Source organism: Streptomyces sp. KMM 9044, from assembly GCF_024701375.2.
Lineage (GTDB): Bacteria > Actinomycetota > Actinomycetes > Streptomycetales > Streptomycetaceae > Streptomyces.
The window spans coordinates 23,303-41,105 of sequence record NZ_CP113910.1 but is presented as its reverse complement, the minus strand read 5'-3'; the positions used below and the strand labels follow the sequence as shown (position 1 = coordinate 41,105).

The window sequence follows — 17,803 nt, the reverse complement described above, 5'->3', positions numbered from 1 at the left end:
AGTTCCGTGTAGTAGTTGGTCTCGTACTCGACGGGTGGGACGTGGCCTATCTCGCAGGGCTCCTTCAAGTTCCGTGGATGCACGGGTGGTTGATGATCGGGGCCGCGGGTAGCAGTGCAGGCGCGGGGGTTCGTGATCGTTGTGGTGGCTAAGCCAGATGATCATGAGGATGTCCCGTGCCTGCCGCTGCATCTTCCTCCATCCCTGCCGTACCGGAGAAGCTGGGGCCGCTGGATGCGGACCGAGTTGCTGATCTGCGCCCTTACCTCGAGTCGGTGCCGGATCCGCGCTCGCGTCGGGGCCGGTGGTACTCGCTGGTGTCAGTTCCGCTGGTGTGTGCCTGTGCGGTCGTGTCCGGCGCGAAGAGCCTCGATGAGATCGCCGGGTTCGCCGAGCGGGCCACGAACACGGTGCTGGCTTCCCTGGGGATCCGCCGTCATCTGCTCGGCCGGCGGCGTGGCCCGAAGCCGGTCACGATCGGACGCGTCCTGATGGCGCTCGACGGCGACGCCCTGGATCAGGCCGTGGGTGCCTGCCTCGCCGACCAGCACCGCACGTCGGCGGGCGCGGACACGTCGGCGAGGCGACCGCGGCGGGTTATCGCCGTCGACGGCAAGGCACTCAAGGGCTCGGCCCGCCTGGACGCGCCGCGCCGCCATCTGCTCTCGGCGGTCACGCACCACCGGGTCGCCACGCTCGGCCAGGTCGAGGTCGGCGCGAAGACCAACGAAACCCGGCACTTCAGGCTGCTGCTCGCGCCGCTGGACCTGGCCGGCGCGGTGGTCACTTTCGATGCCCTGCACTCGGTGAAGGCCAACGTCACCTGGCTGGTCGAGACGAAGAAGGCCCACTGCATCGCCGTGGTCAAGACCAACCTGTGCGTCACGAGGCGCTTTGACACATCCCCGCTTCAGGCGGGACAGACTCGGAGGGAGGTCTGCTGGGTCCGATGGCTGACCGGGATCCGAAAGGTGAAGGGGACCACAGCATGCCAGGAAACCGGCGGCCGGGCTCAGGTGCCTGGGACGGTGCGTCGGGGACCCGCGCGGTATGGCGAAAGCTTGACTGCCTGAACCCCAATCTCCAGCGGCAGTTTTCGGCTCTCCTGCGGTATGAGTGGGTGTCCTGACCTGCCCGGATACGTGGAACACGCCGTCTCCTGTGATCCTTGAGGTCTCGAGTCCCAAGTTGGATCAAGCAGGAAAACGGCGTGTCCGTCTTCGGGATATGGAAGTGGACGCTGACGGTCGACCACACGGTGATCGAAGGTGTCCGGATCGATGAGTACGAGCAGTGTGTGATCGTGTCGGTACGGTCCGACGCGCGGCGGCGGGGGCGTGCGGGGTGTGCCGTCGTCGGGCCCCGGGCTATGAGGCCGGAGGGGGCCGACGCCGGTGGCGGGATCTCGGCCACGGGGCGATGCGGGTGTTCCTGGAGGCCGACACGCCGCGGGTGCGCTGCCGGACCCACGGCATCGTGACCGGTGCGGTGCCCTGGGCCCGCCACGACGCCGGACACACTCTGGCCTTCGACCGGCAGGCCGCGTGGCTGGCCGCGGAGTGCTCCAAGTCCGCGACCGCGCAGTGGACGCGGACCTCCTGGCGGACGGTCGGCGGCATCGTGGCGCGGGTGGTCGCCGACCGCGACGCGGCCGTCGACCGGCTCGCGGGGCTGACCCGGATCGGGATCGACGAGATCAGCCACCGCAAGGGGCAGAAGTGCATGACCGTGATCGTGGACCACGACACCGCGAAGGTGGTGTGGATGGCCGGCGGCCACGGCAAGGACGTCCTGCACCGCTTCTTCGACGACCTCGGCGAGAGGCGGGCCGGCCGGCTCACCCACATCAGCGCCGACGGCGCGGCCCGGATCGCCGAAACCCTGGCCGAACGGGCCCCGCAGGCGGTCCGGGTGATGGATCCCCTCCATGTCGTCGCCTGGGCCACCGACGCCTTGGACACCGAGCGCCGGGCCTCGTGGAACCGGGCCCGCCACCAGGCCCAAGGCGCCGAGGGCCGCGAGCAGGCCCAGGCACTCAAGGATTCCCGGTTCGCGTTGTGGAAGAACGGAGGCGACCTCACCGACCGGCAGGCCGCCAAGCTCACCTGGATCACCGCGACCGACCCCCGCCTCCACCGCGCCTGGCGACTGAAGGAGACCCTGCGCACGGTGTTCGCCCTGGCAAAGACCCGACCCGCCGCCGCCCTGAAGGCCCTGGACCGGTGGATCGGCTGCGCGCGACGGTGCCGCACCGACGCCTTCGTCGACCTTCAACACCGCATCCGCCGCCACTACGAAGCGATCCGCGCGGCCCTGACCACCGGCATGAGTAACGGCCTCATCGAGAGCACGAACACGAAAACCCGCCTGATCATCCGCCGGGGCTTCGGCTTCCACTCCCCAGACGCGATCATCTCCCTGGTCATGCTCACCCTCGCGGGCAATCGCCCCACCCTCCCCGACCGCCAACCCGCCACAGCGTGACCCACCCATACGGTAGGAGAGCCACAAAAAACCACTAGGCCAAAGAGTCGAAAAACACCTAAATCATGATGGACTCACTTCCTCAGCAGTGTCGTATTCGCCGCGTTGCTTCACGCGGTCGAGGAATGCTTCGTGTCGCAAGGTCATCGGCCGCCATCCCTTTTTGTCGTCGGGCTGTCCACGGGGGTGCGGAGGGCGGGGAGGGGAGATCAGTTGTCCGTCCTCCGCACCGGTCCGGCCGGTGTCAGCCGGAGATCTCCTTGCGGCCGGAGTCGACGCCGATGGAGATCTTGCGGGGCTTGGCGCGCTCGGCGATCGGAATGCGCAGGGTGAGCACACCGGCGTCGTAGTCGGCCTGGATGCGCTCGGTGTCCAGGGTGTCGGCGAGCATGATCTGGCGGGAGAAGACGCCCAGCGGCCGCTCGGACAGCTCCACCTTCACGTCGTCGGCCTTCGCCGCTGGCCGCCGCTCGGCCTTGACGGTCAGCATGTTCCGTTCGACGTCGATGTCGATCGCGTCCGCGGTCACGCCGGGGATGTCGAAGGCCACCATATACTCGTCGCCCTCGCGGTAAGCGTCCATAGGCATTACCGACGGCTTCGACCAGGTGCCCGGGCCCATCAGCTGCTGCGCCATCCGGTCCAACTCACGGAAGGGGTCAGTGCGCATCAACATCGTGAAAACACCTCCAGCAGGTTCGAGTAGTTGCTGCTAATGCGCTGCACTGACACCGTTGTAACATGTCATCCAATGGATGACAAACACGATGTCGTCGACCCGATGGCCGTCCGAGGGAGGTGCCCGTGACCGCAGCCGACCAGCCGTCCACGACCAGTACCGACGCCCACAGCCCGGCGTCCTTTCTCGCCGCCGCGGCGGCCCTTGCCGCCATAGACGACGCGCTGCGCGATGCCCGGCACGAGACCCCCGACGCCGCCGGGCCCGGTCCCGAGCAGGCGCTGGCCTCCCTGATGCTGCTGCGGCAGGTGCGCGAGCAGCTCGCCGGCTGGGAGACCGGCCTGATCGAAACCGCCCGCGACGCGGGCGCCAGCTGGGCCGACCTCGCCGGCCCTCTCGGCGTCGCCAGCCGCCAGGCCGCCGAACGCCGCTACCTGCGAGGCCGCCCCGGTACCGTCGGCACCACCGGCGAACAGCGCGTGACGGCCACCCGCCAGGCCAGGGCCGCCAAACGCGCCACCGCCACCTGGGCCCGTGCCCACGCCGCCGACCTGCGCCGCCTCGCCGGACAGATCACCGCGCTCGCCCACCTCGGGCCCGAAGCGCGTTCAGCCCAGGCCGCCCTGCATGCCGCTCTTGGCGCCGCCGACGCCGCCGAGCTCATTGCGCCCCTGGCCGGCATGCGTCCCTACCTCGATGCCCGCCACACCGGCCTCGTCGAATCCCTGGACGCCCTCGAAAGCCGGCGCACGACGACAGCCGCTGACGATGACTGACTCCCACCACGCAGAGTCACATCACGCGGGTGCGGTCCGGGCCGCCCCGAACCACGCCGACGGCGGGCAACGGTCCGTCTCGGCCCGAGTCCAAGTCCGTTCATGACGTTCCCACAGAAAGAGACCCACATGGGCAGCAGTGTCGAGACGCTGGAATTTCAGGCCGAGACCCGCCAGTTGCTCCGACTGGTGATTCACTCGATCTACTCGAACAAGGACATCTTCCTCCGCGAGCTGATCTCGAACGCCTCCGACGCCTTGGACAAGCTGCGGCTGGAATCGCTGACCGACTCCAGCCTCGCCGAGATCGACGCCACCGACCTGCACATCTGGTTGGAGGTCGACAAGGACGCCCGCGTACTGACCGTCCGTGACAACGGGATCGGCATGACCCGGGACGATCTCGTGGAGCTGATCGGCACGATCGCCAAGTCCGGCACCGTCGGCCTGCTGGAGAAGATCATGGAGTCCAAGGACGCCGCCACCGCTGAGAGCCTGATCGGGCAGTTCGGCGTCGGCTTCTACTCGGCGTTCATGGTTGCCGACAAAGTCACCCTGCGCACCCGGCGGGCCGGCACCGACTCCGGCACCCAGTGGGAGTCCGACGGCGAGGGCACCTACGACCTCCAGGCCGTCGACGGCCTGCCCGTGGGCACCTCGGTCGCCCTGCACCTCAAGCCCGCCGACAGCGAGGACGGGCTCGCCGACTACCTTTCCGAGTCGAAGATCCGTCAGATCGTCAAGCGGTACTCGGACTTCATCCGCTGGCCGATCCGGATGGCCACCGAGCGCACCGACACCGAGGGCGATACCACCCGCGACATCGACACGCTCAACTCGATGAAGGCGCTGTGGGCCCGACCGCGCAGCGAGGTGACCGAGGACGAGTACAACGAGTTCTACCAGCAGATCAGCCACGACTGGCTGCCCCCGGCCGAGACGATCCATATGCGCGCCGAAGGCACCTTCGAGTACGAGGCGCTGCTGTTCATCCCCTCGCAGGCGCCCTTCGACCTGTTCTCCCGCGAGACCAAGCCCGGCGTGCAGCTGTACGTCAAGCGAGTGTTCATCATGGACGACTGCGAAGCGCTCATGCCCGACTACCTGCGCTTCGTCAAGGGTGTCGTGGACGCCCACGACCTGTCCCTGAACGTCTCCCGCGAGATCCTCCAGCACGACCGACAGATCCGCGGCGTACGCCGGCGCCTGGTCAAGAAGGTCCTCGGCGCCATCAAGGACATGCAGTCCAAGGATGCCGAGCGCTACGCGAAGGTGTGGGCGCAGTTCGGCCGGGCGCTGAAGGAAGGCCTGGTCGAGGACACGGACAACACCGAGGCCCTGCTGGAGCTGGTGTCGGCCGCCTCCACGCACGACCCGGAGAAGACCACCACGCTGCGCGAGTACGTCGAGCGCATGAAGGACGGCCAGGACACCATCTACTACCTGACCGGCGAGACCCGCGCGATGGTGGAGAACTCCCCGCACATGGAAGCCTTCACAGCCAAGGGGTACGAGGTTCTGATCCTCACCGACCCCGTCGACGAGGTGTGGGTGGACCGGGTCCCGGCCTTCGACGGCCACCGTCTGCAGTCCATCGCCAAGGGCCAGGTTGATCTCGACGAGTCCGCCGACGGCGACCAGGAAACCGACGCCGAGAAGGCCCAGCGCGAGCAGGACTTCGCAGCCCTGCTGGCGTGGCTGACCACCACCCTGTCCGAGCAGGTCAAGCAGGTCCGCCTGTCGTCACGCCTGACGACCTCGGCTGCCTGCATCGTCGGCGACGCCCACGACGTGACGCCGACCCTGGAGAAGATGTACCGGGCGATGGGACAGCAGATACCCCCGGTCAAGCGGATCCTGGAACTCAACCCCGCACACCCACTGATCACCGCCCTGCGCACAGCACACGACGCAGGTGCCGACGACCCCGCGCTGGCGGAGATCGCCGAACTGATATACGGCAGCGCACTGCTCGCCGAAGGGGGTGACCTGCCCGACCCGACCCGCTTCACCCGGCTGCTCACCGACCGCCTGACCCGCACTCTGTAACCACGGGTGCGGCCCGGCACAGCCGAAGCGCCCGGCCGCACCCACCCCGACCTCGCCACCCTCGCACTCCCCATGAACCCGCCTGTGCCGGCACCCCGTACGGGGTGCCGGCACAGGCGGATGCGTTCAGGCTGACCATTTACCACATGGGTTGATGTCTTGGGCTGAAATGGGAGATCACCTCACGTTCCGCCAGGTCGCCTGGCACCGCCGCGCGCGCATCACGCCGACGATCAAGGAGCGGGCGTTGCCCACCAACTATCTGAGCGAGGAACAGCGCAGGCACTTCGGCCACTTCACTTAGTGGTCTGCGTCGTAAGTTCTTCGGGGGTTGATCATGCGGCTGGGGCGGCGGAGGATTCTGCCTGGTGATCGGCGGTGTGCCGGTCGAGCCTGGCCAGTAGATCGTCCAGGTCGGAGGTGGTGAACTTTGAGGTGCCCCGGAGTTTCCGGACAGGGACCCAATAGGGTTGTTCTGTCAAGGAAATGAGGAAGTTCGAAGTGGCGCCACCCAGCAAGTACACCCCGGAGTTTCGTGAGGAAGCCGTCCAGATGGCACTCCGGTCCAGCAAGACCATCTCGGAGACGGCCCGCGAGCTCGAATTGAACTCGGAGACACTCCGGGGCTGGGTGAAGAAACACCAGAAACGGAACGAGCCAGCTGCCGGTGCACCGTTGACGCTCGATGAGCGGGCGCGCTTGAAGGAACAGGACCGGCGCATCCGTGAACTGGAGGCGGAAGTCTCCTTCTTGAAAAAGCCGCAGCGTACTTCGCGAAGGATCCCCGGTAGCGAGCAAGTACGAGTTCATCGAAACGATGCGGCTCGGCACAGCGGAGTGCGCGTATTCCGTCGAGTTCATGTGTGAACGGCTCGGCGTGTCCAAGTCTGGCTATTACGAATGGCGGAACCGTCCCAATTCTGCGACGGTCCAGCGGCGCGAGGAACTGAAACTGCTCATCAAGAAGGCATTCGACATGTCCGACAGCACCTACGGCTACCGGCGCATCCACGCCCAGCTCGCCCGCTGGGGCCACACCGCCGGCCTGGAGCTGATCCGTATGCTGATGCGTGAACTGGGCCTGGTGCCCTGCCAGCCGAAGCCGAAGCGGTGGTCGCTCACCAAGGCCGCCGCGGGCGCCGTGCCGGATCTCGTCGGCCGCAACTTCACCGCCGACGCCCCCGGCGAGAAACTCGTCGGCGACATCACTTACATCAAGACCGGAGAAGGGTGGCTGTATCTCGCGACCGTCATCGACTGCTGCACGAAGGAAGTCATCGGCTACGCGATGGACGACCACTATCAAACTCCCCTCATATCCCAGGCAATTCGCAACGCGGCACGGAACAGGAAACTCGCCGACGGCGCGATATTTCACTCCGATCGCGGGTCGAACTACATGTCAGCAGAGTTCGCGGCGACGCTGAAGCGGTTCAGGCTCCGCAGATCTTCCGGGCGTACCGGGGTCTGCTTCGAGGTGAGTCGGCGGCGGGAATTTCACCCACCGCCGCTCTCAGAACCGTGCGTGAACCTCGCGACTCACACGGCTCCCATTGTTGAACCAGTGGGCAACGCGCCATGCTTCCAGTGAGCGAACATGCCCGGGAATGCTGAGGCAATCTCAGCCAGCCTTCTCCGGGCCTTTCTTGAAGCACGACGATACCGTTTGTACTTCCTCCGGGCCCATTTCACCAGGAACGGATTGATCTGCTGTTCCAGAAACCTGATCAACCTGGACTTGTAGAAGCGCCCATAGTAGTTGATCCATCCCGCCACGACGGGGTTGATCATCGCGGCGATCTCCTGAAAGCTCAGCTCGGTACAGCGCCCCAGTCGCCAGCTCCGGATAGTCCTCGCCATGGACTTCATGGCTGTTTCGCTCACTGCGGGAAGGAAGCCGGTCTTCAGCCTCCCATCCCGCAAGCGGGCAGCCCGAGGACGGAAGGTATACCCCAGAAACGTGAACTTCGTGACCGGGAACTCCCGTTCACGACCTTCCTGTTTGCAGTACACCACCCTGGTTTTCTCCGGATGGAGACGTAATCCGAACTGCAGCAGCCTGCCCTCGATGATGTCGCGGACGAAAATCGCCTGCTTCTCACTGGCACAGTGCACCACAGCATCGTCGCCGTACCGCTCGAATCTGATCGCCGGGTACTCCCGGACCAACCACGCGTCAAAGGCGTAGTGCATGAACAGATTCGACAACAATGGTGAAATAGCAGACCCTTGGGGAGTCCCCTTTTCCCGCCTGACGAGCGTTCCGTCGGGCTGTTGTACGGGGGCGACTAGCCACCGTTTCACATACAGCAGAACCCACGGAAGATTGGTATGCCTTTCCACTGCCGCGTTGATGGGGCCGTGCGGCACGTTGTCGAAGAAGCCCTGGATGTCAAGGTCGATCACCCAAGGATGCCTCCAGCACCGCTGCTTGCACGTCTCCACCGCATCCAGCGCGGACCGCCTCGGGCGGTAGCCATACGAGTCCTGATGGAAGATCTGCTCCACCTCAGGCTCCAATGTCATAGCCACTACCGTCTGGGCGATCCTGTCGGCCACGGTCGGAACCCCAAGGCTCCGAATCCCACCGCCGGCTTTGGGAATATCAACCGCTCTCACGGGTGGAGGGAAGTAGCTTCCCGAGGACAGCCGGTTCCACAGCTTGTACAGGTTGTTCTTCTCATCCTGCTCAAACTCCGCTAAAGACTGCCCATCCACCCCAGCCGCTCCCCTGTTGGCCTTGACCTTCAGGTATGCGTTCCAGACCAGCCGCCTCGGAATATCAAACGGCTTGTCCGCTGGCCTTGTCTCGACCATCCGATTCCTCCCATCGCTGGTTGATCGCCGATCGACACCCAACAACACGTCCCCTTCGCTCCACCCCTATTACGGAGGTTTCATCACTACTACGGGACGTTCCGCCCTCCCGACGCGCGACCGGTACTCCGGCCCTCATGACTCTTCGCCACTTGCGCCTCTCCCTCTCGCGAGCCACGTCAACCCATGGATCGCGGTTTCGCGTCGAGGAGTTCTCCAGTTCCGTTGTGAAGCCCAGACTGAGCTCGCGCCACCTTCATGCCGGACACCGCCAGACCAGTAAACAGGTTCCCGTCTGGCTTGTCCCAGGACAGCATTGAGGCCCTGGTTTTGATGTCGTCTAAGCTTTACGACACGTCATCGGCGGTTCACTTGCGTTCGCCTTCTCAGCCCACACCTGCCATATTTAGTACGGCTTTTCCATGACGCTCACCACCACGGCTCATTCACCGCAGCAGCTCATGGTGGTTTGACACCTGCACCTGCATGCCGATGCCGAAGGACCTACCTTCATCCTCGTGTATTCAGCTACGAGGGCCGTCCGTCAGTGATGTGACGCCCTGATAGCGGAAGGGTGCCCCTGACCTGCGATGATCTGAATTTCCTAGATCAAGAACGTCGCAGAGTGGGGGCACCCAACAGGTGCAGGCTACCGAATGGGATCGTCGGCTCGTTGTGCGGGCCGACGGCAAGAACCTGGTCGGGCATGCGGGCGTGGTGCTGCTGCACCGGATCGCGGACCGGGTCGGGCTGACCCGCGCCCTGGCCGCCGCGCTGCCCCGCGGCGTCGGGCCGGGGTGGCGGGATCGCGGGATGGCCCTGGTCCAGCTGGCCTGCGCGATCGTCCTCGGCGCGAGGAATGTCCTGCAGGCCGAGCAACTGCAGCAGCACTGGAGGCCGTTCTTCCCCCGTCCGGTCTCGGACAGCACCCTGTGGCGCACGCTGGAAGCCATCGACGGCCCTGTCGGAGCCCGGGTGGAGCGCGTGCGCGCCGTGATACGGCGTGGGGTGTGGACGCTGCTCGCCCTGCGACCCGGTGGGTTCCCGTGGATCTCGGTATGCGGGCGCACGCTCACCAACTGGTACGTCCTGGATCTCGATGCCACCTTGGTGACCTGCACCAGCAAGAAGGACGGCGCGGCCGGCACGTTCAAGGGCGGCTACGGACATCACCCGCTGGGCGCCTGGCTGGCCAATACCCGCGAGTGCGTGACCATGCTGCTACGGCCGGGCAACGCGGCGTCCAACGACGTCGCCGACCACAAGACGGTGCTGGCCGCCGCGCTGCGGCAACTCCGCTGCCGCTGTGGTCGAAGCTGCTGGTGAGGATCGACGGCGCGGCCTTCAGCCACGGCCTCCTTGAGCATCTGCAGGCGCTGACCACCAGCCGCCGCCGAGTGCGCTGGGTGACCGGCTGGGCCATCAATACCGCCGACGAGGCCGCGATCGCACTGCTGCCCGCGGACGTGTGGAACGACGCGCTGCGGCAGGACGGCGAGGTCCACGAGATCAAGGGCCCGGACGGACAGAAGGTCACCTACCAGGTCGCCGAGCTGACCGGGGTGCGCGACCTGAGCGGCTGGCCCGAGGGGATGCGGCTGATCGTGCGCCGGGTCAAGCCCTCGCGCCGCGATCTGAAGAAGCTGACCGCGTTCGAGCAGCGCACCGGCTGGCGTTACCAGATCGTCGCCACGAACATTCCCGCCCACCAGGGGCTTTCCGGGGTGTCCGGCTCCGGGCAGGTGTGGTTCGTCGATGCTCTCTACCGTGATCATGCCGAGGTCGAGGATCGTGTCAAGGCGATCAAGCGGATCGGCCTCGGGCTGCTGCCCTCGAAGTCCTGGCAGCTGAACGCCGCCTGGGTGCTGGCTGCCACTATCGCCGCGGACCTCGACGCATGGACCAGGCTCCTTCTCCTGCATGACGAGCCCGAACTCGCCGCCGCCGAACCGGAGACGATCCGCAGGAGGCTCTACCACCTGCCCGCCCGGCTCACCGCCCACGCACGCAGACGCACCCTCCACCTCGACCGCACCTGGCCCTGGGCGCCGGCGTTCGCCACCGCCTGGCAGCGGGCCACCCAGCTTCCGGCCCACACCTGACGGTCGGCCCCGCCCCGACGACAGCGGAGAGGAGAGGACCCGCAGCACCCTCGGGCCCGTGGAACCCGACGCCCCGCAGCGTCACGCGACGGCCCGTCCTCGAACGGCAGGGGACATTACGGGCAAACCGCCGAACCGACCGACGTCACACCGCAAGTGAAGAATCGAGGTCATCTCCACAACAGCATGGCAACTGTTCGTTCCCGTCTTCTACATCAGAACCTCACAATCACCTTCTGGACACACCAACGCCATGGCAGAATCGTTCTTCGGGGCCTTGAAGAACGAGCGGGTTTCCCGCGTGACTTACCTGACCCGAGAGGCCGCCCGACAGGACATCACTCGATACATCGAACTCTGGTACAATCACAAGCGCCTCCACTCGGCTGTTGGTTACCGCCCGCCGCGAGAAGTCCACGCCGAATACACGGAGTTGCACATAGCCGCGTGAAATAGACGGTCAGCTCACTGTCCGGAAAACGCGAGGCCCCTCACACGACGCGGCTCTGGTCGGCGCGTCCTTGAAGATGGCAGCCGCGATACGGGGTGGTCAGGTGGAGGGAACGATCTTTCACAGCGACAGGGGCAGCGAGTACACGTCCGAGGCGTACGACACCCTGTGTGACCGGCTGGGCGTGGTGCAGTCCATGGGGCGAGTGGGGTCAGCCCTGGACAACGCCGCCGCGGAATCGTTCAACTCGCTGATCAAGGTCGAGTACATTCACCGGCACCAATTCGAGACCCGGACAGAGGCTCGACTGAAGATCGCTACCTGGATCACCGGGTTCTACAACCCGTGCCGGAGGCACAGCGCGGCCGGCGGGGTGCCGCCGCAAGAGTTCGAACGGATCATCATCGAAGCACGCGACCAGAGTGCCCAGAGGCGTCAGGCCGCATAGAAGAGGTCTCTACGAAACCAGGGGCTTGACACAATGCCATCAGGAGGTATACGATCACGTGCGCGGGCAGCTTGCGGACCCGCACCTCATGTGCCTCGGTCACCGCGATCGCCTCGTCCAGCACCGATCGCGGCACCAACGTCGTCAACGCTCCCAGCGACACCAGATCCGTCGGACGTACGCCCCGGCGTTCCCCATCCCCCTGCGGCATGCCGTGAACCTAGCAACTACCGCCTATCTAAACGGCATTGGGCTCGGTTTTCTGGTCCCGCTCCTACTTCGCGGGTTCCTGCGGCGGAGCGCCGCTGACCGTGGTCCGTCAGTACATCGAGGACCAGAGGCGGCCTGTCTGACTACCACCCCGGAGGCGCAGAGAACTCCGGCGCTTCGCGCCTCCGGGATAAGGATGCGTTCCCCTCCCGACTGAAGCCGGGGACACCCACGCAAGATCAGGGAGGGCTGCGGGCACCGGCGAAGACGGAGAAATCGGCGCCGGAGGTGTATTCCGGGCCGCTGATAAACTGTGCTCGCGCTTCACTGCACCGGGGTCCGTACCGCTCGGTACGGACCCCGGTGTGTTCCGGGCGCCAGATCAGGAAGGTGCCTCATGAACGCGAAGCCGTCGGCCTCCGGACTCTCCAGGGGTGGCACGCCCCCACGAGTGACAGCGTCGCCGGAGGCGACCCCGGCCACGTCGTTCGACGCGTTCGGGCTGCCGCCGGAGCTGGTGGAGACACTGGGAGAGCTCGGGGTGACAAAACCGTTCCCCATCCAGGCGGCGACGCTGCCCGACGCGCTGGCCGGCCGGGACGTCCTCGGACGGGCGCGGACGGGGTCTGGCAAGACGCTGGCCTTCGGGCTCGCTCTGCTCGTCCGGACAGCGGGCCGACGGGCGGAGGCGAAGCGGCCGCTCGCGCTGGTCCTGGTGCCGACCCGGGAGCTCGCCCAGCAGGTGAGCGACGCCCTGGTGCCGTACGCACGGACGCTGAACGTGCGGCTGGCGACGGTGGTCGGCGGGCTGTCGATCAACCGGCAGGTGGCGGAGCTGCGGAGCGGTGCCGATGTGGTCGTCGCGACACCAGGGCGGCTGGCCGACCTCGTGTCGCGCCGGGACTGCCATCTGAACCACGTTCGGATCACGGTGTTGGACGAGGCGGACCAGATGTGCGACCTAGGGTTTCTGCCGCAGGTCTCGGACATTCTGGAACAGGTCCCCTCCGATGGGCAGCGGCTTCTGTTCTCAGCCACGCTCGACCGTCACGTCGAGCAGCTGGTGCGGAGTCATCTGAACGACCCGGTCCACGCGTCGGTCGACCCCGGGGCGGGCTCGGTGAGCACCATGGACCATCACGTCCTGACCGTTCATCCCGCCGACAAGTACGCCACGGCGACCGAGATCGCCGCGCGGGACGGCCGGGTGCTAATGTTCCTGGACACCAAGGCGGGCGTCGACCAGTTCACACGTCATCTGCGGGCCGGCGGTGTGCGGGCCGGCGCCCTGCACAGTGGCAAGTCGCAGCCGCAGCGCACGCACACGCTCACCCGGTTCGCGGACGGTGACATCACCGTGCTGGTGGCTACCAACGTCGCGGCACGGGGCATTCACATCGACGCGCTCGACCTCGTCGTCAACGTCGATCCGCCGGACGACCCCAAGGACTACCTGCACCGCGGTGGACGCACAGCACGGGCCGGACAGTCCGGGACCGTGGTCACCCTGGTCACTCCCGCCCAACGGCGCGAGATGAACCGGATGATGTCCGACGCCGGCATCCGGCCGACCGTCACCCCCGTGCGCTCCGGCGAGGCGACGCTGACCGCCATCACCGGTGCGAAGCGGCCGCCGGCTGGGACAAAGGCCAACAGCGGTAACATGCCCTTCCGTGGCCTCGGCAGCCGTCCGGGCCGTCCCGCCAAGGAGTCCCGCAAGGCCGCCGAGGCCCGCAAGGCGGCGGAGGCCCGGGCGGCGGCCCGGGTGCGCAGGGGCCGCTGACCCGGACAGACCCTAGGTCCTGTCTGGGATTCGGATCATGAGTGCGGTGTGATGCTGCGGATCCAGAGCATCGCGCCGCAGAGATGGAGTCCGGCTTCGTAGCTCTGCGGGGTTTTGTCATAGCGGGTGGCGATGCCACGCCAGTTGCGGAGCCGGTTGATACAGCGCTCCACGGTGTTGCGGTCCTTGTACAGCTCGGCGTCGTGGGAGATGGGTCGGCCGCCGGCGCTGCCGCGCTTCTTGCGGTTCGCGGCTTGGTCGGCCTTCTCCGGAATGACCGCCTTGATCCCGCGTATGCGTAGGTAGCGGCGGTTCTTCCGGGAGGAGTACGCCTTGTCCCCGGCCACGGCGTCCGGCCGGGTCCGGGGCGTCCGACGGGGCCGCGGACCTTAATCCGCTTGAGGACCGCGGTGAACTGCGGGCTGTCACCCGCCTGTCCAGGGGTGAGGACGAACACCAGCGGCCGGCACCGGCGATCGGCCGCAACATGGATCTTGCTGGTCAGCCCGCCTCGGGAACGTCCCAGTTCAGCGGCTTTCAACCGGGCCCGGCGCCGTCTGCGGATCCGTCGTCGCTCGGTGCGTGCCTCGTCTTCGCCTTGGGCATCACCTTGTCCGTCCTGCGGCTGTTGTCCCTCCTTGCCGCCCCCTTTTCCGCTTCGGCGGCGGCCTCAAGGGCCGCCAGCTGCTCGGGATCGAGGACCATCCCGGCGGCATGGTGGTGAGCGCGGGAGGTTGCCGAGTCCACGCTGACCAGACCCATGTCAACCTGGTCACGGGCGGCAGCCTCGGCGATCATCGCTTCCATCACCTGCTGGAAGATGCCCCGCTTCGCCCAGATCCGGAAGCGGTCGTACGCACTCTGCCAGGGCCCAAACTCGGTCGGCAGATCACGCCAGGGAGCCCCGGTGCGGAACCGCCACATCGCCGCGTTGAAGTACTTTCGCAGATCAGGGATGGGCCCGACCGCGGCATACGGGAGATGGGGTTCAACCAGGGACCACTGCTCATCGGTGAGATCGCCTCGCGCCATGACTCATGACCTATCAAGACCGAGCCTCCGCGCGCAGGCGATCCACCTAACTCATGATCTGAATCTCAGACAGGACCTAGTGCGCGAAGTTCGGGCAGTCCTACGCCAACGGCCTGCGCCGCAGGCGGCCCCGGCTCGGGGACAAGTGGCACCTGGACGAGGTCTTCATCAGGGTCAACGGCGAGCGGAAGTACCTGTGGCGGGCCGTCGACGCCGACGGCACCGTGCTCGACATCCTGGTCCAGAACCAGCGGGACACCGCTGCGGCCCGGCGGTTCTTCCGCAGGTTGCTCAAGAAGGCCTGCTCGGTGCCGCGGGTGGTGGTCACCGACAAGCTGCGCTCCTACAGTGCGGCTCACCGCGAGGTGATGCCCTCCGTGGAACACCGCTCGCACAAAAGCCTGAACAACCGGGCGGAGAACTCCCATCAGCCCACCCGGCAGCGCGAGCGTGCCATGAAGGGCTTCCGCAGCGTCGGCGGAGCCCAGCGGTTCCTGTCCGCGTTCAGCGGCATCTCACCCCATTTTCGGCCCCGCCGCTATCTGATGACCGCCGCCCACTACCGCGTCGAGATGATCGTCTGCTTCGCCATCTGGGACCAGATCACTGGCGCCACCGCCCCGCCCACCGCAGCGTAATCTAGGCCCCGTCCGCCCCCTCTACGCCCTGACACGTCCTCAACCGATCAACACCCCACCAACGTGACAACGCCATTCCGCGGCGTAGCGGCAGTGAACGTTGGTGGCGGGTGGCAGCCATTGGGCGGGGTCCTGGTCGGCCTTGCTGCGGTTGGAGCGGGCGATGACGGCGACCAGGCTGGCCGCGGCGCCCTGGTCGTTGGCGTAGACCTCGCGGCGCTGTGGGGTCCAAGCGGAGGCGCCGGAGTCCCAGGCTTCGGCGAGCGGGACCATGTGGTCGATGTCCAGGCCGGAGGCCGCGGTGACCCAGGTGGTGTCGTAGTAGGAGAACCACAGTCCGCCGCTCAGACGGCAGCCGGTTGCGACGGCGGGCGCCTCGAGGGCTTCGGCGATGAGAACCTCGGCGTGGGTGTTGCAGCCGTCGTCCGGGTCGGCGCCGGTGTTCCAGTGGCGGAAACGGTCGCGGTTGTAGCCGTCACGGGACTCGCTGCCTTGAGGCAGACGGTCGACGGCCTCAGGGCAGGAATAGCGTCTGGGGCGCGGCATGGGCAACAGCGGGGGACAGGACGTGGGGCAGGACGGCGAGCACCGCGGCGACAAGACCGCGCAACACAGGCTTGAGCATGTTCCGTTGATAGCGGCCGGCCGCACGGTGAGTCGGGTGTTGTCCGCTCATACCACTCGTGTGAGGGCAGTGGTCATACCGGGAAAGAACACGACTGCTGCGGGCCGGGCGAGCGCAGAGTTACCGCCCGTCCGGCACGGCGCCCTGGCACGGCGCCCTGGTCAAGGGCCGGCCGGTATGCCCGGCCGGCCCCCGGCCTGGTGGTGGGGGAGGGTCAGCCGCAGTCGTTGGAGTTGATCTTCAAGGAGCGGGTCTGGTCGTTGAGGTTGTAGCCGCGCAGGTCGTGGATGGAGCCGCCGCTGCGGGTGACGCACACCCACCGGCCGACATGGTTGCGTTTTTCGTAGACGCGGGCGGTGCGGTCGGAGTTGTTGCGGATCGAGCTGCCGCGGTCGCGGATCGCGGAGGGCAGGTCCTTCACGCTGCCGTCGGCGGCACGGCGTACCCAGGGCTGCCCGCCGAAGTTGATCTCGGGGTAGACGCACACGTAGCCGGACGGGCAGTCGATCGCCGCCCGTCCCGCGGATGTCCCGGTGGAGGCGGCAGCCGGGGCGGTGAGCGGGAACAGGGCCAGGGCGGCGACGGCCGCGGCACGCATCACGTTTTTGATCACAGCACTACACATACGGGACGCCGGGCGCTGGCCGGGTCGGTTCGCCGCAGAGGTCACCCGTGCGGAGGAGCAGGGCGCCTGGGGGCGGGCCCGGTGCCCCGCGAGGGCGACGGGGACATCCTTCGGCGTCGGGCTGCGCGGACCGGCCACGAACCTGCGGGCAGCCGTCCCCCGCCAAAGTCCGGACGAGGAGGTGGCGACTGCGAAGACGCCCCGGTCTGCGTAGCTGCCGCGTCTGCTAGAGTCGATCATGAAGATGGGCGGTACGCCTCGGCGGCTGCTGTCTGTGCGTTGGTCGTCTAAGGAAAGATGCCCCGCTTCCTGCGGGGAGATGCAGGTGCAAGGCCTGCCCGGCGCTCGATACGAAAGAACCCCGTTCCTGCAGCAGGCAGGGACGGGGTTTTTCGTTGTCCGGTCTCTTGGCCGTCGCCATGGCGGGAGGCCTTGGCGCCTTTACGGCCGTCGGTGACCGGCGGCAGGTCCTGTCATGAGATCGCCAAGCCAGCCCCGGCCGTGGTGGTGCAGCAGCGGGTGCCGGACGGTCCGCCACGCGATGACTGCGGCGACTGCGATGCGCGGATCATGCTGACCGGCCGGGCCATCGAGGACGGTCTGTGCAAGCTGTGCCGGGAGGAAGCCGCCGCCCTGGCCGTCGACCAGGCACCCCCGGCTTCCGGCGTGAGGGGGCTTGACCCCGGATCGTGGACACCGTTTGCTATGCAGCAGTGGCCAGCGTAATCGATCGTTGTTCGTAGGTGATCGGGCTGATCTGGCCGAGTGCGGAGTGTCTTCTTTTCGTGTTGTAGCGAGTGACCCACCGGAACACCGCGAGGCGGGCCTCGCGCGCCCCTGACCAGCGTTTCCTTCTCTGCAAGGTCTCCCGTTTCAGGCTTGCGTTGAAGGATTCGGCGGCGGCGTTGGTGTGTCCAGAAGGTGATTGTGAGGTTCTGATGTAGAAGACGGGAACGAACAGTTGCCATGCTGTTGTGGAGATGAAGGTAGGTCCTTCGGCATCGGCATGCAGGTGCAGGTGTCAAACCACCATGAGCTGCTGCGGTGAATGAGCCGTGGTGGTGAGCGTCATGGAAAAGCCGTA

At 66.7% G+C, this 17,803-nt stretch carries 15 protein-coding genes and 6 pseudogenes; 14 read left to right on the top strand and 7 right to left on the bottom strand.

Features of this window, described 5'->3' with window-relative positions:
* Positions 1–176 precede the first annotated feature (176 nt).
* Entirely contained in the window at positions 177–1,073 is an 897-nt protein-coding gene (locus HUV60_RS00170) for an ISAs1 family transposase (RefSeq protein ID WP_331461964.1), read from the top strand.
* A 137-nt stretch (positions 1,074–1,210) separates the two neighbouring features.
* Positions 1,211–2,484, top strand: a pseudogene (locus HUV60_RS00165) (ISL3 family transposase).
* 244 nt (positions 2,485–2,728) lie between these two features.
* Here the strand turns inward: HUV60_RS00165 and HUV60_RS00160 are convergent.
* On the bottom strand, positions 2,729–3,160 hold the full coding sequence (locus tag HUV60_RS00160) for an Hsp20/alpha crystallin family protein (protein WP_257853080.1): 432 nt from the start codon (positions 3,158–3,160) through the stop codon (positions 2,729–2,731).
* A 128-nt stretch (positions 3,161–3,288) separates the two neighbouring features.
* Here HUV60_RS00160 and HUV60_RS00155 point away from each other — a divergent pair, with 128 nt between their 5' ends.
* From HUV60_RS00155 to HUV60_RS00135, 5 genes are all read left to right on the top strand, one after another.
* Positions 3,289–3,939 carry a type III effector protein gene (locus HUV60_RS00155; RefSeq protein ID WP_257853081.1) on the top strand — a complete coding sequence of 217 codons (651 nt, stop codon included), beginning with the start codon at positions 3,289–3,291 and terminating at the stop codon, positions 3,937–3,939.
* A 129-nt stretch (positions 3,940–4,068) separates the two neighbouring features.
* Complete coding sequence (htpG, locus tag HUV60_RS00150) at positions 4,069–5,988, top strand: molecular chaperone HtpG (RefSeq protein ID WP_257853083.1); 1,920 nt, start codon at positions 4,069–4,071, stop codon at positions 5,986–5,988.
* Between the two features lie 154 nt (positions 5,989–6,142).
* Positions 6,143–6,292 (top strand): hypothetical protein, encoded by a 150-nt coding sequence (locus HUV60_RS00145; protein WP_257853084.1) that lies wholly within the window; start codon positions 6,143–6,145, stop codon positions 6,290–6,292.
* Positions 6,293–6,474: 182 nt separating this feature from the next.
* The gene (locus HUV60_RS00140) at positions 6,475–6,855 is read left to right on the top strand and encodes a transposase (protein WP_257853085.1); all 381 of its coding nucleotides are present in this window, start codon (positions 6,475–6,477) and stop codon (positions 6,853–6,855) included.
* On the top strand, positions 6,806–7,579 hold the full coding sequence (locus HUV60_RS00135) for an IS3 family transposase (RefSeq protein WP_257853086.1): 774 nt from the start codon (positions 6,806–6,808) through the stop codon (positions 7,577–7,579). The genes HUV60_RS00140 and HUV60_RS00135 overlap by 50 nt, the downstream gene beginning before the upstream one ends.
* Here the strand turns inward: HUV60_RS00135 and ltrA are convergent.
* Positions 7,528–8,805, bottom strand: coding sequence for a group II intron reverse transcriptase/maturase (gene ltrA / locus HUV60_RS00130; protein WP_257847794.1), 1,278 nt, complete (start codon positions 8,803–8,805; stop codon positions 7,528–7,530). The genes HUV60_RS00135 and ltrA overlap by 52 nt on opposite strands.
* Before the next feature lie 642 nt (positions 8,806–9,447).
* Between ltrA and HUV60_RS00125 the strand changes: the two genes are divergently transcribed.
* The 4 genes from HUV60_RS00125 (at position 9,448) to HUV60_RS00110 (ending at position 11,806) form a co-directional block, all read left to right on the top strand.
* Positions 9,448–10,131 carry a transposase gene (locus HUV60_RS00125; RefSeq protein ID WP_269441099.1) on the top strand — a complete coding sequence of 228 codons (684 nt, stop codon included), beginning with the start codon at positions 9,448–9,450 and terminating at the stop codon, positions 10,129–10,131.
* Positions 10,128–10,907, top strand: coding sequence for a transposase (locus tag HUV60_RS00120; RefSeq protein WP_257853091.1), 780 nt, complete (start codon positions 10,128–10,130; stop codon positions 10,905–10,907). Before HUV60_RS00125 ends, HUV60_RS00120 begins: the two co-directional genes overlap by 4 nt.
* 163 nt (positions 10,908–11,070) lie before the next feature.
* Complete coding sequence (locus tag HUV60_RS00115; protein ID WP_443047485.1) at positions 11,071–11,358, top strand: integrase core domain-containing protein; 288 nt, start codon at positions 11,071–11,073, stop codon at positions 11,356–11,358.
* A gap of 1 nt (position 11,359) precedes the next feature.
* Positions 11,360–11,806 (top strand): integrase core domain-containing protein, encoded by a 447-nt coding sequence (locus HUV60_RS00110; RefSeq protein WP_257853210.1) that lies wholly within the window; start codon positions 11,360–11,362, stop codon positions 11,804–11,806.
* On the opposite strand, the gene HUV60_RS33725 is transcribed toward HUV60_RS00110, so the two are convergent.
* Positions 11,760–12,017 (bottom strand): transposase domain-containing protein, encoded by a 258-nt coding sequence (locus HUV60_RS33725; RefSeq protein WP_443047195.1) that lies wholly within the window; start codon positions 12,015–12,017, stop codon positions 11,760–11,762. The genes HUV60_RS00110 and HUV60_RS33725 overlap by 47 nt on opposite strands.
* 46 nt (positions 12,018–12,063) lie before the next feature.
* Between HUV60_RS33725 and HUV60_RS00105 the strand changes: the two are divergent.
* Together HUV60_RS00105 and HUV60_RS00100 are read left to right on the top strand one after the other, a co-directional pair.
* Positions 12,064–12,159, top strand: a pseudogene (locus tag HUV60_RS00105) (transposase); the annotation flags it as partial.
* Between the two features lie 254 nt (positions 12,160–12,413).
* Entirely contained in the window at positions 12,414–13,799 is a 1,386-nt protein-coding gene (locus tag HUV60_RS00100) for a DEAD/DEAH box helicase (protein ID WP_257853093.1), read from the top strand.
* A gap of 35 nt (positions 13,800–13,834) precedes the next feature.
* Here the strand turns inward: HUV60_RS00100 and HUV60_RS00095 are convergent.
* Positions 13,835–14,831, bottom strand: a pseudogene (locus tag HUV60_RS00095) (IS5 family transposase).
* Between the two features lie 86 nt (positions 14,832–14,917).
* On the opposite strand from HUV60_RS00095, the pseudogene HUV60_RS00090 reads away from it, so the two are divergent.
* Positions 14,918–15,469: pseudogene (locus HUV60_RS00090) on the top strand (IS6 family transposase); the annotation flags it as partial.
* Positions 15,470–15,541: 72 nt separating this feature from the next.
* Here the strand turns inward: HUV60_RS00090 and HUV60_RS00085 are convergent.
* The 3 genes and pseudogenes from HUV60_RS00085 to HUV60_RS00075 all read right to left on the bottom strand — a co-directional run.
* Positions 15,542–16,094 (bottom strand): annotated as a pseudogene (locus HUV60_RS00085) (GmrSD restriction endonuclease domain-containing protein); the annotation flags it as partial.
* Between the two features lie 214 nt (positions 16,095–16,308).
* Positions 16,309–16,707, bottom strand: coding sequence for a peptidase inhibitor family I36 protein (locus tag HUV60_RS00080; RefSeq protein WP_269441098.1), 399 nt, complete (start codon positions 16,705–16,707; stop codon positions 16,309–16,311).
* Positions 16,708–17,422: 715 nt separating this feature from the next.
* Positions 17,423–17,626 (bottom strand): annotated as a pseudogene (locus tag HUV60_RS00075) (integrase core domain-containing protein); the annotation flags it as partial.
* Positions 17,627–17,803: the final 177 nt, after the last annotated feature.

Excerpts from the sequence above, each read along its gene's own strand:
- HUV60_RS00160 (WP_257853080.1), bottom strand. The coding sequence starts at position 3,160 with ATGTTGATGCGCACTGACCCCTTCCGTGAGTTGGACCGGATGGCGCAG.
- HUV60_RS00145 (WP_257853084.1), top strand. The coding sequence starts at position 6,143 with ATGTCTTGGGCTGAAATGGGAGATCACCTCACGTTCCGCCAGGTCGCC.
- HUV60_RS00135 (WP_257853086.1), top strand. The coding sequence starts at position 6,806 with ATGCGGCTCGGCACAGCGGAGTGCGCGTATTCCGTCGAGTTCATGTGT.
- HUV60_RS00140 (WP_257853085.1), top strand. The coding sequence starts at position 6,475 with ATGAGGAAGTTCGAAGTGGCGCCACCCAGCAAGTACACCCCGGAGTTT.
- HUV60_RS33725 (WP_443047195.1), bottom strand. The coding sequence starts at position 12,017 with ATGCCGCAGGGGGATGGGGAACGCCGGGGCGTACGTCCGACGGATCTG.
- htpG (WP_257853083.1), top strand. The coding sequence starts at position 4,069 with ATGGGCAGCAGTGTCGAGACGCTGGAATTTCAGGCCGAGACCCGCCAG.
- HUV60_RS00100 (WP_257853093.1), top strand. The coding sequence starts at position 12,414 with ATGAACGCGAAGCCGTCGGCCTCCGGACTCTCCAGGGGTGGCACGCCC.
- ltrA (WP_257847794.1), bottom strand. The coding sequence starts at position 8,805 with ATGGTCGAGACAAGGCCAGCGGACAAGCCGTTTGATATTCCGAGGCGG.